The sequence below is a fragment of the Luteimonas terrae genome, from assembly GCF_031457535.1.
GTDB classification, from domain to species: domain Bacteria; phylum Pseudomonadota; class Gammaproteobacteria; order Xanthomonadales; family Xanthomonadaceae; genus Luteimonas; species Luteimonas terrae_A.
Window position 1 is genome coordinate 311,196 of the sequence record NZ_JAVDWO010000002.1, and the last position, 15,093, is coordinate 326,288.

The 15,093-nt window shown below is 68.9% G+C and carries 15 protein-coding genes; 11 read left to right on the forward strand and 4 right to left on the reverse strand.

The window, feature by feature from the left end; translation table 11 throughout:
* Positions 1–124: 124 nt before the first annotated feature.
* Positions 125–502, forward strand: a complete 378-nt coding sequence (locus tag J2W68_RS03755; RefSeq protein ID WP_310232920.1) for a hypothetical protein — start codon at positions 125–127, stop codon at positions 500–502.
* A gap of 66 nt (positions 503–568) precedes the next feature.
* Positions 569–1,180: a GTP cyclohydrolase I FolE gene (folE, locus tag J2W68_RS03760; protein WP_310232922.1), complete on the forward strand. Its 612-nt coding sequence runs from the start codon at positions 569–571 to the stop codon at positions 1,178–1,180.
* 19 nt (positions 1,181–1,199) lie between these two features.
* On the opposite strand, the gene J2W68_RS03765 is transcribed toward folE, so the two are convergent.
* Positions 1,200–1,976: a sulfite exporter TauE/SafE family protein gene (locus J2W68_RS03765; RefSeq protein ID WP_310232924.1), complete on the reverse strand. Its 777-nt coding sequence runs from the start codon at positions 1,974–1,976 to the stop codon at positions 1,200–1,202.
* A gap of 330 nt (positions 1,977–2,306) precedes the next feature.
* Between J2W68_RS03765 and argS the strand changes: the two genes are divergently transcribed.
* From argS to J2W68_RS03800, 7 genes are all read left to right on the forward strand, one after another.
* Positions 2,307–4,007, forward strand: a complete 1,701-nt coding sequence (gene argS, locus J2W68_RS03770; RefSeq protein WP_310232925.1) for an arginine--tRNA ligase — start codon at positions 2,307–2,309, stop codon at positions 4,005–4,007.
* Positions 4,007–4,795 carry an SPOR domain-containing protein gene (locus tag J2W68_RS03775; protein ID WP_310232926.1) on the forward strand — a complete coding sequence of 263 codons (789 nt, stop codon included), beginning with the start codon at positions 4,007–4,009 and terminating at the stop codon, positions 4,793–4,795. Before argS ends, J2W68_RS03775 begins: the two co-directional genes overlap by 1 nt.
* 573 nt (positions 4,796–5,368) lie before the next feature.
* The gene (locus tag J2W68_RS03780; protein ID WP_310232928.1) at positions 5,369–5,740 is read left to right on the forward strand and encodes a hypothetical protein; all 372 of its coding nucleotides are present in this window, start codon (positions 5,369–5,371) and stop codon (positions 5,738–5,740) included.
* A 39-nt stretch (positions 5,741–5,779) separates the two neighbouring features.
* Positions 5,780–6,343, forward strand: coding sequence for a methyltransferase family protein (locus J2W68_RS03785; RefSeq protein WP_310232930.1), 564 nt, complete (start codon positions 5,780–5,782; stop codon positions 6,341–6,343).
* A 59-nt stretch (positions 6,344–6,402) separates the two neighbouring features.
* Positions 6,403–7,176 (forward strand): UPF0149 family protein, encoded by a 774-nt coding sequence (locus J2W68_RS03790; protein WP_310232933.1) that lies wholly within the window; start codon positions 6,403–6,405, stop codon positions 7,174–7,176.
* Between the two features lie 97 nt (positions 7,177–7,273).
* Positions 7,274–8,026: an SDR family NAD(P)-dependent oxidoreductase gene (locus tag J2W68_RS03795; protein WP_310232935.1), complete on the forward strand. Its 753-nt coding sequence runs from the start codon at positions 7,274–7,276 to the stop codon at positions 8,024–8,026.
* 83 nt (positions 8,027–8,109) lie between these two features.
* The gene (locus tag J2W68_RS03800) at positions 8,110–8,562 is read left to right on the forward strand and encodes an EF-hand domain-containing protein (protein ID WP_310232937.1); all 453 of its coding nucleotides are present in this window, start codon (positions 8,110–8,112) and stop codon (positions 8,560–8,562) included.
* A gap of 17 nt (positions 8,563–8,579) precedes the next feature.
* Here J2W68_RS03800 and J2W68_RS03805 read toward each other — a convergent pair whose 3' ends face one another.
* A complete protein-coding gene (locus J2W68_RS03805) occupies positions 8,580–9,536 on the reverse strand; it encodes an MBL fold metallo-hydrolase (protein WP_310232939.1) in 957 nt (318 codons plus the stop codon).
* A 219-nt stretch (positions 9,537–9,755) separates the two neighbouring features.
* Between J2W68_RS03805 and J2W68_RS03810 the strand changes: the two genes are divergently transcribed.
* Entirely contained in the window at positions 9,756–10,202 is a 447-nt protein-coding gene (locus J2W68_RS03810) for an EF-hand domain-containing protein (RefSeq protein ID WP_310232941.1), read from the forward strand.
* A 12-nt stretch (positions 10,203–10,214) separates the two neighbouring features.
* Here the strand turns inward: J2W68_RS03810 and speA are convergent, their stop codons facing one another.
* Entirely contained in the window at positions 10,215–12,104 is a 1,890-nt protein-coding gene (speA, locus tag J2W68_RS03815) for an arginine decarboxylase (RefSeq protein WP_310232943.1), read from the reverse strand.
* Positions 12,105–12,187: 83 nt separating this feature from the next.
* Entirely contained in the window at positions 12,188–14,065 is a 1,878-nt protein-coding gene (locus tag J2W68_RS03820) for a M48 family metalloprotease (RefSeq protein ID WP_310232945.1), read from the reverse strand.
* Between the two features lie 154 nt (positions 14,066–14,219).
* On the opposite strand from J2W68_RS03820, the gene speE reads away from it, so the two are divergent.
* Positions 14,220–15,071: a polyamine aminopropyltransferase gene (gene speE, locus J2W68_RS03825; RefSeq protein ID WP_310232947.1), complete on the forward strand. Its 852-nt coding sequence runs from the start codon at positions 14,220–14,222 to the stop codon at positions 15,069–15,071.
* The last annotated feature ends 22 nt before the right edge of the window (positions 15,072–15,093 follow it).

Consider the following 15,093-nt stretch of genomic DNA (forward strand, 5'->3'; position numbering starts at 1 on the left):
GCTGGGGATGCGTCATGCCAACAGGCGTCTTTCACCGGTATCAGACAAGGGCGCCCCTAGCGTTGCGTGTGCAGCCCGCCCTCTCATACGCCTTGTCGGCGCTGGCGTGCTCGCTGGACCCGCCATGACCCACAACCTGCACGACAGCGCCAACCCTCCAGACACCCGCACGCCGGCCGATGCCGCCACGGAAGGTCAGGACGCGCTCGAGACCCGGTTCAAGGCCGGTCTTGCCCAGGCGTCGTACTACTCGGTCGGCCGTCACTGGAACGATTACGCGCCTGCCTACCGCTTCGGCCGCGACAGCCGCCAGCGCCTCACCGGCTGCCGGTTCGACCAGGTCGAGCGCCAGCTGCAGCAGGAATGGGACCGGGCGCGCGACAAGTCCCGCCTCGGCTGGATCGAAGCCCGTGGCGCGGTCGAGGACGGCTGGGAATTCGACGCCGACGCCGAGACGGACGTCGATGTCGCCCTCGACTCGCCGGGCCCCAAGGTCGGCTGAGCGCCGCCCGCCGCTCCGGTGAATACGACGCGGTACCATGGCGCTCTTTGCCGTGGTGCCCGCCCCATGACCTCTTCTTCTGATTCCGACGCCCGCCACGGCGTCAGCCGCGACGATGCCGAATCGGCAGTGCGCACCCTGCTGCGCTGGGCCGGCGAAGATCCCGCGCGCGAGGGCCTGCTCGACACGCCGCGCCGGGTCGCGGACGCCTACACCGAATGGTTCAGCGGCTACGCCACCGACGCCGATGCCTATCTGGCGCGGACGTTCGAGGAAGTGGCCGGCTATGACGAGATGATCGTGCTGCGCGACATCGAGTACGAAAGCCATTGCGAACACCACATGGCGCCGATCATCGGCAAGGTCCACGTGGGCTATCTGCCGGCCGGGAAGGTCGTGGGCATCAGCAAGCTGGCGCGCGTGGTCGAGGCCTATGCCAAGCGCTTCCAGGTGCAGGAAAAGATGACCGCGCAGATTGCCGGCTGCATCCAGCGCGCGCTGGCGCCGCTGGGCGTGGGCGTCGTGGTTGAAGGCGCGCACGAGTGCATGACCACTCGCGGCGTGCACAAGCGCGGCGTGAGCATGATCACCTCGACCATGCTCGGCAGCTTCCGCGAAGACGCGCGTACCCGCGCCGAATTCCTGCGCTTCATCGAAGTGGGCGGCACCCGCCGCTGAGCCCATCGCGGTCCGATGCTCAGGCGCCGGCGAGCGTGTCCCAGCCCATCTTCGCGATCAGCACGACCACCAGGGTGACGAACAGCTTGCGGATGACCGGCGTGCCGCCGCGCAGCGCGAGTCGGGTGCCGGCGAACGCGCCGGCCACGTTCGCCACCGCCATGGGCACCGCGAACGCCAGCAGCACATGGCCGGACGGCACGAAGAACGACAGCGCGGCCAGATTGGTCGCGATGTTGACGATCTTCGATGCGGCGGTGGCGCGCAGGAAGTCGAGTCCGAAGAAGCGGATGAACAGAAAGATCAGGAAGCTGCCGGTGCCGGGCCCGAACAGGCCGTCGTAGAAGCCGATCGCCGCGCCCATCAGCAACGCCAGCCCGAGCTCCCGGCGACCGACATCGCGCGGCCGGTGCAGCGCGCCGAAATCCTTCTTCAGCAGCGTGTAGGCCAGCATCGCGACCAGCAGCGCGAGGATCAGCGGCCGCACCGCGTCGCGCGGCAGCAGCGTCACCGCCGTGGCGCCGGCAAACGAGAACACGAACGCGGTGGCCGCGGCGAACAGCACCGGCGCCCACGGAAAGCGCACGTTGCGCGCATAGCGCCAGCCGGCGGCGGCGGTGCCGAAGAAGGAACTGAACTTGTTGGTCCCCAGCAACGCCGCGGGCGTGTGCTGCGGCAGCGCGGTGAACAACCCTGGCAGCTGCACCAGGCCGCCCCCGCCGACCGCGGCATCCACCAGCCCCGCCATGAAGGCGACGCAGACCAGCCAGACCAGTTCGGGAAACAGCGCGTCCACGCAGGCGGCCGATATCAGGGGGCGCAAAGCATACGGCGTAAGCGGCGATCGCCGCTGCCCTGAAGTCCTCCCCCGTGTACGGGGGAGGGTTGGGTGGGGGCGAATCGTCAACGGTGGGAACGACCGGATTCGTGCGACGGCCCTCGTCGCGCTGGATCAGCTTGAAGCGATCGAAGCGCTTGCCCCCTCCCAACCCTCCCCCGCGTCGCGGAGGAGGGCTTCGATCGCCTGAGCCCTGTCCATCGTGAAACACACAGCGTGCCTTGACCGCCCGGGTCCGCCACGCCGCTCGCGTACAATGGCGGACCGTTTGTCCGCGATCGAAATTCCGTGAAATCCCAGCTCCGCGCCCTGATCGAGCCGCTCGTCGAGCAGGCCATTGCCGCCCTGCGCGCCGGGGGCACGCTGCCCGCCGACTTCGCCACGCCCGCCTTCACCGTCGAGCGTCCGAAGGACCGCAGCCATGGCGATGCAGCGACCAACGCGGCGATGCTGCTGGCCAAGCCGGCGAAGTCGAACCCGCGCGCGATCGCGCAGGCGCTGATCGACGCGCTGCCGGTCAACGATTCGATCGCGTCGGTCGAGATCGCCGGCCCCGGTTTTCTCAACTTCCGCCTGACCACGAATGTGTGGCGTGACCAGCTGGTCGCCGTGCACACGCAGGGTGATGCCTTCGGCCGCAACGACAGTGGCGCCTCGCAGACCGCGGGCGTGGAATACGTCTCGGCGAATCCGACCGGCCCGTTGCACGTGGGCCACGGCCGGGCGGCGGTGATCGGCGACTGCATCGCACGCGTGCTCGATGCCAACGGCTGGCACGTCAAGCGCGAGTTCTATTACAACGACGCCGGCGTGCAGATCGAAAACCTCGCCCGCTCCACCCAGGCGCGCGCCAAAGGCCGCAAGCCCGGCGATGCCGACTGGCCGACCGATGCCTACAACGGCGACTACATCGGCGATGTCGCGCGCGCGTATCTCGATGGCGCGACGGTCGAGGTCGACGGCCACACCGTCGCGGGCGTCAACGACGCCGACGATCTCGACGCGATCCGCCGCTTCGCCGTGGCGTGGCTGCGTCGCGAGCAGAACGAGGACCTCGCTGCGTTCGGCGTCGGCTTCGACGTGTATTTCCTCGAGTCGTCGCTGTATGCCGACGGCAAGGTGGAGGAGACCGTGCGCGAGCTCGTGGCCCACGGCCATACCTACGAGGAGGGCGGCGCGCTGTGGCTGCGCAGCACCGACTACGGCGACGACAAGGACCGCGTGATGCGCAAGTCCGACGGCACTTACACGTACTTCGTGCCGGACGTGGCCTACCACCTGTCGAAGTGGCAGCGCGGCTACACGCGTGCGATCACCGAGCTCGGCGCCGACCACCATGGCTCGCTGGCGCGTGTGCGCGCCGGCCTGCAGGCGCTGGACGCGGGCATTCCGCAGGGCTGGCCGGAATACGTGCTGCACCAGATGGTCACGGTGATGCGCGGCGGCGAGGAAGTGAAACTCTCCAAGCGTGCCGGCAGCTATCTGACGCTGCGCGATCTGATCGACGAGGCCGGCCGCGATGCGACGCGCTGGTTCCTGGTCGCACGCAAGCCCGATTCGCAACTGGTGTTCGACATCGACCTGGCGCGCAGCCAGTCGCTCGACAACCCGGTCTATTACGTGCAGCTCTCGCACGCGCGCATCTGCGGCCTGCTGCGCAAGCTCGATGAAGCCGGTCTGGCGTTCGATCTGCAGAACGGTCTGGCGCAGTTGCCGGACATGGCGGATGTCGCGTTGCGTGATGTGCTGATCGACCTGTCGCGCTGGCCGGAAATCGTCGCCGCCGCGGGCGCGCAGCTTGAACCGCACCTGATCGCAACCTACCTGCTGGAGCTGGCACAGGGCTTCCAGACGTACTACAACGATCACCAGTTCCTGGTCGACGGCGCCGACGTGCGCGATGCACGTCTGGCGCTGGCCACTGCAGTGCGACAGGTACTGCGCAACGGCCTCACGCTGCTCGGCGTGCAGGCCCCGGAGGCGATGTAATGGCGGCACGACGCGGCAAGACCCAGGCCCGACGCAACGGCGGCAGTTCCGGCGGATTGCCGGGCTGGGCGTGGATGATCATGGGGGTCGTGCTCGCACTGGGCATCGTGCTGGCGGTGCCGCGCCTGCTCAAACCCGACTCCCAGGACGGCTTCTTCCGTCCGAGCCCCAACCCCGATGCGCAGCCGGCGGTCAGCACCACGGACGCGGATGCCGAGCCCGAACTGCCGACGCCGGCCGGGCAGCGACCGCGTGCCGCTGCGAACCAGCAGGGCGCGTCGACCGACTACGATTTCTACACGATGCTGCCCGAGCAGGAAGTCCCGATGACGGACGCCGAACTCGCCGCCAGCACGCGTGCCGAGGCCGAGCGTCAGCGCCGCGCCGAAGCCCAGCAGCAGACGTTGCAGGCCCAGCATCCCGACGCCGCCGATATGGCCGGCGGCACGACGACCGGCCCGCAGCCGCTGCCGGAACAACGTCCGACGACGCCCGTGCAGCCGACCACCCCCGCGCCAGCCACTGCAGCCAGCGCCACGCCTGCCGCAGCCGGCGATGCCCGCTACATCCTGCAGGCCGGCTCGTTCAGCGCCTCCGGCGACGCCGAAGCCCTCAAGGCGCGCATCGCCCTGCTCGGCCTTACCGCCCGCGTGGAATCCGGCGAAGCCGCAGGCCGCACGGTGTATCGCGTCCGCATGGGCCCCTACGGCACCGCGACCGATCTGGCGGAAGCCAAGCAGAAGCTCGGCAACGGCGGTTTGCCGGCGTTGGCGATCAAGGCGCAGTAAAGAATCGTCTTCCGCCTTCGGCGGAAGACACCGCCCCCCCTCTCCCTCCGGGAGAGGGGGGGCCATTTGCAAAGCAAATGGTGGGGTGAGGGCGACGCTCGCGGGATCTTCATTCCCAATAGCCTCCTTTCCAGAACCGGGCGCGAGAGTCCCGCCCCTCACCCCAGCCCCCGCGCCGCGCCCAACCCTCGCGCTGACGCGAGGGCGTTTGTCTGCACGCGAGCCAATGGCTCGCAGCCGTGCAGCCCTCACCCCAAAGGGAGAGGGCCTAGAAGCTGCCTTCGCCCAGACGGCGTGGCACCTCTCCCTCCGGGAGAGAGCCTGCCCCGGACCTGATCCGGGGTCGACGCGCAGCGCGCGTCGGGTGAGGGCAGAGCTCCCGCGCCTGGGTTCCGCGTACGGCGAGCGTCCCCCCCTCACCCCAACCCCTCTCCCCAAGGAGAGGGGCTCAAAGCGCTTCAGCTTTCCGCGACGGCGCATCCGCTCACCCCATTCCGTGCCTTCCGTCCCATCCGGATCGCAGCCCACGCGATCCGCCTGCGGACAATGGAGGCTCAAGGGAGGAAGGGCGCCATGACCATCGAAGCGGCACTGATCAAACCCGTCGTCGACGTGCTGCTGGCGCTGTTCCAGCAGGGCAGCGATCTGAAGCTGAAGCACAACGCGCAGGCGTCGGTGCGTGAGGCGATCCGCGAACTGCTGCAGGCCAATCCGGACGAGAACCGGGCCGCGGCGCGCATCGCGATCGCGCGTGCGGCCGGCATCCTGTCCGAGGACGTGGTGCTGGCCGAGGACATGCTGCAGAAGCATCGCGCGACCCGGGCGCGGACACGCGGCAAGTCGACGACCGGCCGGCGGCGCGTGCCGAGTGAACCGGTCGAAAGCGAGACACCCGCGATCAAACCGCCGGGGACACCCATGCCCGGCACTCCGACATCACACTGAGCCTGCAAGGCTCGTCTCTCCCTTTTCCGGAGCCTGCCCATGGCCGGCGTCCTCGTGTTCGCGGCAATGAGTGTGTTGTGGTGCGTGAGCGAACTCTGGATCGGGCTGCGTCATCGCGCGTCGGATCGCAGGCGCGATGCCGGCACGCTGGCGCGGCTGGTGCTGGTGATCGGCGGTTGCGTGACCGTGGCGATGCTCGTGTCGATCTGGCCACCGGGTCGGTTTCCGCCGGCCTGGCAGCCCACTCTGCTGTGGGGCGGCTGCACGCTGATGCTCGCCGGCATGCTGTTCCGCTGGTGGGCGATTCACGTGCTCGCCGAGCACTTCACGGTCGATGTCGCCATCGCCGCCGACCACAAGCTGATCCGCAGCGGTCCCTACCGGCAGCTGCGCCATCCCTCGTACACCGGACTGCTGATGACGTTCGCAGGGTTTCTGTGCGTCCTCGGCAGCTGGCTGGCGCCGCTGGTCGTCGCCGCGCCGTTGTGGTTCGCGCTGCGCGGGCGCATCCGCATCGAGGAAGCCGCGCTCTCAGCGGCGTTCCCGGTCGACTATCCCGAGTACGCGCGCACGACGCGCCGGCTGCTGCCCGTGATCTGGTGAGCGGCCGGCGCGGGAACGCCACCGGGTAAGCTGTACCACCCGCACGTTGCCGACCTCGCATGACCACCCAGCCCACGACCGCCCTCAGCGATTCCGAACTCGACCGGCTGGATGTGCTGCTCGACCGCTGCACCGATCCCGAAACCGGCCTCGGCAATCTGGAAATGCTCGACGGGTTCCTGTCCGCGCTCGCGGTCGGCCCGGTCGACGTCGAACTGCCGACGGTGTTTCCGGCCATCTGGGGCACGGGCGAGGTGCCACGCCGCGACGAGCGTCAGACCCGCGAAGCCGAGGCGCTGATCACCCGGCTGGCAGCGGAAGTCGAACAGCGCATCCGCCACGATCCTTCCGAGGCGACCGATCGCGAAGCGCTGATGCCGCTGCTGGGTCTGCCGCCCGAATCCGAAGGCGACGAGGACAAGGCCGACGGCGCCGATGCGCTCGACGGCATCCCCGAGGATTTCCCGTTCGCCGCCGCGTGGGCCGCGGGCTTCCTGCGCGGCGCCGCGCAGTTCGAAGACGACTGGGCGAAGTGGATGGAAGATCACGAGGCGATCGACAACGATCTGGGCGTGATCACGCGCCTGGCGATCGTCGATCCCGCGCAGCTCGCCGATGCCGAGATGAAGGCCGAGGACATGCTCACGCTCGACGAGCGTTTCGACCTGACCTACGACCTGCCGGACATGCTCTACGACATGTACCTGCAGCGTCTGCACGACCGTCGACCGGCGCCGGCCAAGCGCGCCGACGTGCCCGGCCGCAATGATCCCTGCAGCTGCGGCAGCGGCAGGAAGTACAAGAAGTGCTGCGCGGACCAGGCGTCCGAGTAAGCCGCAGTCCGACGCGCAACGCGCACGTCGAGATCGCTTCATCCCGCTTCGATCCCGCGCCGCATGTCGGCGCACACTGCGTCCAGGAGAGACCGCCATGACCCGCACCATCCTCATCACCGGCGGTACTTCCGGTTTCGGCGCGGCCGCCGTCTCGCGTTTTCTCGCCGGCGGCTGGCGCGTAATCGCGACCGGACGCCGCGCCGAGCGCCTGCAGGCGCTGGTCGATGCGCACGGCAGCGAACGTCTGCACACCGCCGCGTTCGACATCCGCGACGAGGCCGCGATGCATGCCGCGCTCGATGCGCTGCCGGCGGAGTTCCGCGGCATCGACGCACTGGTCAACAACGCCGGCCTCGCCCTGGGCACCGCGCCGGCGCAGCGCGCAGATCTCGCGCAGTGGCGGCAGATGATCGATACCAACGTCACCGCCCTGGTCACGCTGACGCACGCATTGCTGCCTACATTGATCGAACGCCGCGGTGCGATCCTCAACGTCAGCTCGATCGCCGGCAGTTATCCGTATCCCGGCGGCAACACCTACGGCGGCACCAAGGCCTTCGTCACCCAGTTCTCGCTGGGCCTGCGCAGCGACCTGCACGGCACCGGCGTGCGCGTGACTTCGATCGAGCCAGGCTTGGCCGAGACCGAATTCACCCTGGTGCGCACCAGCGGTGACCAGGGCGCCTCCGACACGCTCTATGCCGGCACCCAGCCGATCGTCGCCGACGACATCGCCGAGACGCTGTGGTGGGTCGCGAACCTGCCGCCGCATCTCAACATCAACCGGCTCGAGGTGATGCCGGTCAGCCAGTCGTTCGGGGGGTTCCAGATTCATCGCGATGCCTGAGGCGACGTGAGGTCGCGCGTGCACGTGGCCTCGCTACACTCGCGATGCGCACGCACGCGCGTCCTGCCTGACAAGGAGTCGTCATGTTCCGGAGCCTCTGCACCACTGCCCTGCTCGTCCCGCTGCTGATTGTCTCCACGACCGCGTCGGCCAACCCGGAGGTAGACCGCATGTTCGCCGAGCAGGACGCCAATCGCGATGGCGTGATCGATCAGGCCGAAGCCCGTGCGGAGGCGGCGCGGGTCTTCCAGCAGCTCGACACGAACCGGGACGCGGTGCTGGGGATCGCGGAGCTCGATCCGCAGATCGCCAAAGGCAGCCCCGGTGGCGCCGGGTTTCCGCCCGACATCCACGTCGTGCTGCGACAGGCCACGATGCAGCTCTGGGATGCCAACGGCGACGGCCGGATCACGCTCGCCGAAACTCAACAGGCTTTCGTGGACGGCCTGCTGAAAGCGGACCACGACGGCGACGGTAAGGTCACGCGGACGGAACTGATCCGCATGCACCAGGGCGTCGTCGCGCCAGCGCGTTGAAGACAACAGGGGCGGTCTTACTGCAACGGTGCCCAGACGAAGCTGCCTTCGCGGCGCACGATCCGACCCAGACCCGGATACGGGAAATGCGGCGAGGCGATGGTCACCGCGCTGTCCGCCGCGCGCGCCAGCAGGGCCTCGCGGCTGGCCTCGGCGACCGGCGCGTCGCCATCGAAGGCGATCGTCCACTGCGGGCGCTGCACCGACACCGCGAAGTGATGCGCGGCGTCGCCGATGTAGAGCAGGCGCGCGTCGCCGTCGACGATCTCGTAGGCGCTGTGGCCCGGCGTATGGCCTTCGACCGGAATCGCGGTCACCCCGGGCACGACTTCGGCGCCCGGCGCGAAGGCATCGACGCGCGGTGAGATCGCCGCGACCAGCGCGGCGTTCGCAGACTCGGCCTGCACCGCCTGCCACTCCGGCGCCGACAGGTGCACGCTCGCGTTGGCGAACAGGGTCTGGCCGGCGGCATCGGTCAGACCGCCGACGTGGTCGGGATGCGCGTGGCTGATGAAGATGTCGGTGACCTGCGCCGGCTCGACGCCCGCCGCGCGCAGTGACGCGGGCAGGCGGCCGGCATCGGCGAAGTCGGCATCGCCGGCGCCGGTGTCGAACAGCAGCACCCGATCGCCGCTGCGCACCAGCAGCGCCTGCACGCCCAGGTGCACGGTGTCGGTGGGTTCGCCGGCCTGCGTCAGCACCGCATCGACCTCGGGCTTGGGGATGCCGACGGCGAGCGTCTTGCCGTCGTTGGGCACGTGGATGTCGCCATCGCGTAGCACCGCGGCGTCGAGGCTGCCGATCCTGAAGCGATGTACATCGGCACTGTCACTGGCAGGCGCGGTGTCGGCGGTCGCCATCGGCGGCGGCGGTGCATCGACGGTGGCCGGTGGCGGCGCAGGGTCGGCACAGGCCGCGAGCACGGCGGCGAGCGCAAGAGTCAGAACGGCGCGGGTAGGGTCGAAGCGACGCATGGCGGATCTCCTGTCGACGTGGAACGCGGCAAGCCGCGATAGCGCCGCAGCATAGACCCAACATCGACACCTGATTGCCGGCTCCGACGGGCTGCTGCATCCCATCAGGACGCAAAGGCATGACGATGCGTGCAGAAAATTCCTATGCGACGACGCGACCCTGCGCGCGCAACCGTATTGCTAATGTGTCCGCCACACCAACGGCAGGACGCCATCGTCATGAAACGTCTCTGTGTCGCGACGTTCGCGTCGCTGTTGCTGCTCGGCACGACGCTGGCCCAGGCCAACCCGCGCGGTGCTGCCCATGTCGAGTCCATGTTTCGCACTATTGATACGAATCGTGATGGCGTGATCACGATCGCCGAGAGCGATGTCGCGATCGAAGCGGAGTTCCGCAGACACGATCTCGACAAGGACGGCCTGTGGAGTTATGCGGAAGTGCGCAAGCAGCAGCTCGATGCTGGCGCCTCGCAGCTCCCGCCCGATCTGCAGGCGAAGGTCATCGCCGGCGTATTCGCCGGCTACGATGTGGACGGCGACCGACGTATCACCCTCGCGAATTACCGCCAGGTACAGACGGCCTTCCTGCTGCAGGCCGACTTCGACAAGGATGGCCAGGTGACGCTGCGCGAAGCGCGCCAACTGCATGGCGTGGACGCGCCCTGAACCCCCGGCGCGTCACTCCAGCGGCGTGTCGTCCAGATAGGTGTAGCCGGTGAGCCCAGCTTCCAGCGCGTCCTTGAGCCGCTGCGATTCGTCCGCCGCCAGCGCGGCATCGTCGACCAGCGCGGTGTAGCGCGCGCGCAGGTCGGCCAGCTTGTAGCCCACGTAATCGAGCATCACGTCGGTGGTGTCACCGCGACGCTGCTGCACGACCGTGATGCCGTCGCCCTGGATCTTCACTTCCACCGCGTCGGTGTCGCCGAACAGGTTGTGGATGTCGCCGAGGATTTCCTGGTACGCACCGACCATGAAGAAGCCCAGCCGGTACTGCTCGCCCTTGCGCAGCGGATGCAGCGGCAGCGAGGTGTCGAGGTCTTCGTTCTCGACGTAGATGTCGATCTTGCCGTCGGAGTCGCAGGTCAGATCGGCGATCACACCGCGGCGCTCGGGCATCTCGTCCAGGCGCTCGATCGGCACGATCGGAAACACCTGGTCGATCGCCCAGACGTCGGGCATCGATTCGAACACGCTGAAGTTGACGAAGTACTTGTCGACCAGACGCTCGTTGAGTTCGTCGAGCAGCGGCCGGTGGCTCTTCTCGTCGTAGCTCAGCCGCGCGCGCACCGCGTGCGCGATCGCATAGAACAGGTCGTCGATCCGCGCGCGATGGGTCAGATCGAGCTGGCCGAGCGCGTACAGCGCCAGACCTTCGGCGTGGTGGTGCTGCGCCTCGTGGAACAGCTCGACCGCCGGGCGCGAGATCAATTCGGCATGCAGCTCGCGCAGGTTCGCGACCACGGCCGGCTCGTCGTCGTGCACGTCGGGCACGCGACCTTCCGGCGCGCGTTCGACTTCGGACACGTTGGCGACCAGCACCGCGTGGTGCGCGGTCATCGCGCGGCCGCATTCGGTGACGATGCGCGGCGGCGTGAGGCCGTGCTCGGCGCAGGCCTGGGCCAGCGGTTGCACGATGGAGCCGGCGTACTGGCGGATGCCGTAGTTGACCGAGTTATAGCTGCGCGAACGCGTGCCTTCGTAGTCGACGCCGAGACCGCCGCCGACGTCGACGTGGCTGATCGTGGCGCCGAGCTTGGTCAGTTCGACGAAATAGCGCACCGCCTCGCGCATGCCGTTGGAGATGTCGCGAACGTTGGAGATCTGCGAGCCCATGTGGAAATGCAGCAGCTGCAGGCAGTCGGCCATGCCGGCGTCGCGCAACTTCTTCCACAGATCCAGCAGCTGGCGCGGATTGAGACCGAACTTGGCCTTGTCGCCGCCGCTGTTCTGCCACTTGCCGGCGCCGAGCGAGGCCAGGCGCATGCGGACGCCGAGGCCCGGCTTCACGCCGAGCGCGGCGGCTTCTTCCATCACCAGCGCGAGTTCGGACGGCTTCTCGACGACGATGAAGGTCTGCAGGCCGAGCTTTCGGCCGATCAGCGCGAGGCGGATGTATTCGCGGTCCTTGTAGCCGTTGCAGACGATCAGCCCGCCCGGCCGCGACAGCGCCAGCACCGCCATCAGCTCCGGCTTGCTGCCCGCCTCCAGGCCGAAGCCATCGCCATGGTGCGACGCCAGCGTGCCGGCGACGCCCTGGTGCTGGTTCACCTTGATCGGATAGACGGCCGTGTACCCGCCCGGGTACTCCCACTCGGCCTGGGCCTGCGCGAACGCGTCCTGCAGCCGCGCGAGGCGGTCGCCGAGGATGTCGGGGAAACGCACCAGCATCGGCAGCTGCGCGCCGTTCGCGCGCGCGGCGTCGACCGCCTCGGGCAGCGCGATCGACGGGCCGTGCTTGCCGCGCGGCGAGACCACGATGCGGCCGGCGTCGTCGACGTCGAAATACCCCTCGCTCCAGTGCGGGATCGAGTAGGTCTTGCGGGCGAGGTCGGTGGACCAGGCGGTCATCGGCGGCATTCCGGGCGGGCGTGGAGGCCGCATAGTCTAGGGTCTGCCGCCCGAACCTGTGGTGACACCGGACGGCGCCGCGCTCAGAGGGCCTGTCCTTTCCCCTTCTGATAGACCGGCTCCGCGCACAGCCGCCGGACCTGCTTCGCCACTGCCGCAGCCTCGCTGCCGGTGAACACGGTGTGGCTGCCCGGCAGCTGCAGCGCCTCCGACAGCGCGCGCAGGCCGGCGGCCTCACTGGCGACCGAGCCGCGCCAGTCCAGCAGCAGCACGTAGTGCGCGGACGCTTCGACCATCGCGACCTGTTTGCAGGCCAGCCAGGCGCGCGTGACGCGTTCGTGGCCGGCGAGCGTGGCGGTCAGGCGTCCCAGCGCGGCGGTGTCGAGATCGTGCGGCTGCAGCGCATCGCCATCGACGACTGCATCGCGATCGCGCAGATCGTCGGCGCGCGGGGCGAGTGCGTCGCGCAATTCGGCGATCTGGCCGGCCGTGTGGGCATCAACGTCGGGATCGCGCAGCAGCGCCTTCAGCGCATCGCCGATCGGCCCGACCGCGCCCGCATCGCGCGCGACGGCCTGACGCAGATGCGTCATGCCGTCGACATCCCCCGCCTGCAGCTGGCGCAGTCCGAGCCGGAACGCGGCCATCGCACTGTCCGGATGCGCGGCGTGCGCACGGGCCAGCACCGGCAGCGGATCGCGATCGATCTCGACGGTTTCGAACAGACGCGCGTGTTCGACGGCCTCCTCGGCAGAGCGCACCGACATGCTGTCGAGCTCGCGGAAACGTGCACGCTCGTTCGCGGCCGCTGCGTGCAGCGCCTGCCATTCGGTTCTCAGCTGCGCACGCCAGTGCTGGTCCAGTTCGCGCTCGATCCCATCGAGCGCATCGCCCAGCCACGCCGCTGCAGGTTCGCCGCGCGGACGCAGCACCGCAGGCGCGCCCAGCGCGTCGAGGCGCCGCGCCAGCACCGGGTGCGTGTCGTAGGGATCGACGTCGCGATCGGCGATCGCGAGCAGGCGCGCCGGATCCGGATGGGGCGACGCCCGCAGGCCGTCGATCAACGGCGCGAGCAACTGCGCCGGCGGGTGCGACTGCACGCGGGCACGGGCCAGCACGCGCGGCCACAGGGTCGACTGCATGCGCCCGCTGCCGTGCTCGAGCCGCAGCAGCGCGCTGGTCATCGCGTCCCTGTCGACCACCCGCGCCGCGGTCGCGTCGGCGCGGAACTCGTGCGCCCGCGCGAGCACGAAGCTCCAGGCATCGAACAGCGGCGCGTACCAGCCATAAAAGCGGGCGATCGGCATCGACAGCAAAAATCCGCTGCGCGACAGACCTTCGACCGCGCGGTACCAAGTGAAGCGCACGCGGTAGAGCCAGCCGGCGAGCCGGCCATGCTGTTCGCCGAAGTGTCCGAACTCGTGGGCGATCACCGCGGCGGCCTCGTCGCGATCGAGCAGCTGCAGCAAGGGCAGCCCCAGCACCAGGTAATGCCGGTGCCCGGCGAGGCCGAGCAGGCGCGGCAGACTGGCCGCGGCCGCATTGAGCTGGGTGTCGATGACGATGCCCGAAAGCGGCGGCGCACCGGTCGCCGCGCGGAGACGTTCGACTTCCGCGTGCAGCGCTGGCGCCTCGTGCGGTGCGAGCAATCGCCCGGCCGGCACCTCGAAGCGCACCCACAGCGCCCGCACCAGCGCGGCGATCCCGGCGCCGGCGATCAGCAGCACGATCGCCAGCTGCGGTTCGAAGCGCACGCCCTGTACGAACACCCGCCACGCAATCGCCAGCGGCGCGGCGGCAAGCAGCAGCAACAGGCCGATCAGGAAGCCGTAACCCGACAGCGCGAGCAGGAGCACGCGGACCAGATAGGCGCGCGGCGATGCGGCGGCGAAGCGTTCGAGACGCTGGACCCGCGCGCGATGGCGGGCAGTGGCGGCCTGCGCCGCGCGGCGATCTTCCATGGGCTCGGGCGGTGTTGGCAGGGGTGCGTCGCAGTATCGCACCGCTCTGGACACGAAGCAGACACCTGGACTTCGCTACAATTTCGCCCCTCGCGCGCGTCTGTGCTGCCAACAGCCCGCACGATTCCCCCTTACCCGCTTCGCAGGACACCTCATGACCGCGCCCGACTGGCTCTACGAAAACTTCGACACCGCCGGCTCGGCGATCGGCTTCCGCGTCACGAAGAAGCTCGACGAGGTGCAGTCGCCGTTCCAGAAGATCGAGATCTTTGAGTCGACCGACTGGGGCAACGTTATGCTCATCGACGGCGCGATGATGGTGACCACGCGCGACAACTTCCTCTATCACGAGATGATGTCGCACCCGGCGCTGTTCACCCACGCCGCGCCGAAGACCGTCGTCATCATCGGCGGCGGCGACTGCGGCACGCTGCGCGAGGTGCTGCGCCACCCGGGCGTCGAGAAGGCCGTGCAGTGCGACATCGACGAGCAGGTCACGCGCATGGCGGAAAAGTATTTCCCGGAGCTGTGCGAATCCAATGGCGACCCGCGGGCCGAGATCCTGTTCGACGACGGCATCGCCTACATGGCGAACTGCGCGCCCGGCAGCGTCGACATCGTCATCGTCGATTCGACGGATCCCGTGGGCCCGGCCGAGGGCCTGTTCAACAAGGCGTTCTTCGAAAGCTGCCACCGCGCACTGAAGGATGACGGCATCCTGGTGCAGCAGTCCGAATCGCCGCTGGTGCTGCTGGATCTCATCCAGGCCATGCGCGCGGAGATGGGCAAGGCCGGCTTCACCACGTTCCAGACCCTGCCGTTCCCGCAGCCGTGCTATCCCACCGGCTGGTGGAGCTGCACGCTGGCGCGCAAGGGCCAGGGCTTCGACTTCCGAGAAGCCGACGCCCGCGCCAAGCCGTTCGAAACGCTCTACTACACCGCCGACATCCAAAAGGGCGCGCAGTCGCTGCCGCCGTTCGTGGCGAAGGCGCTGGGAGAGGGCTGAGCGCGCAGGCTTCGGCCAGTCG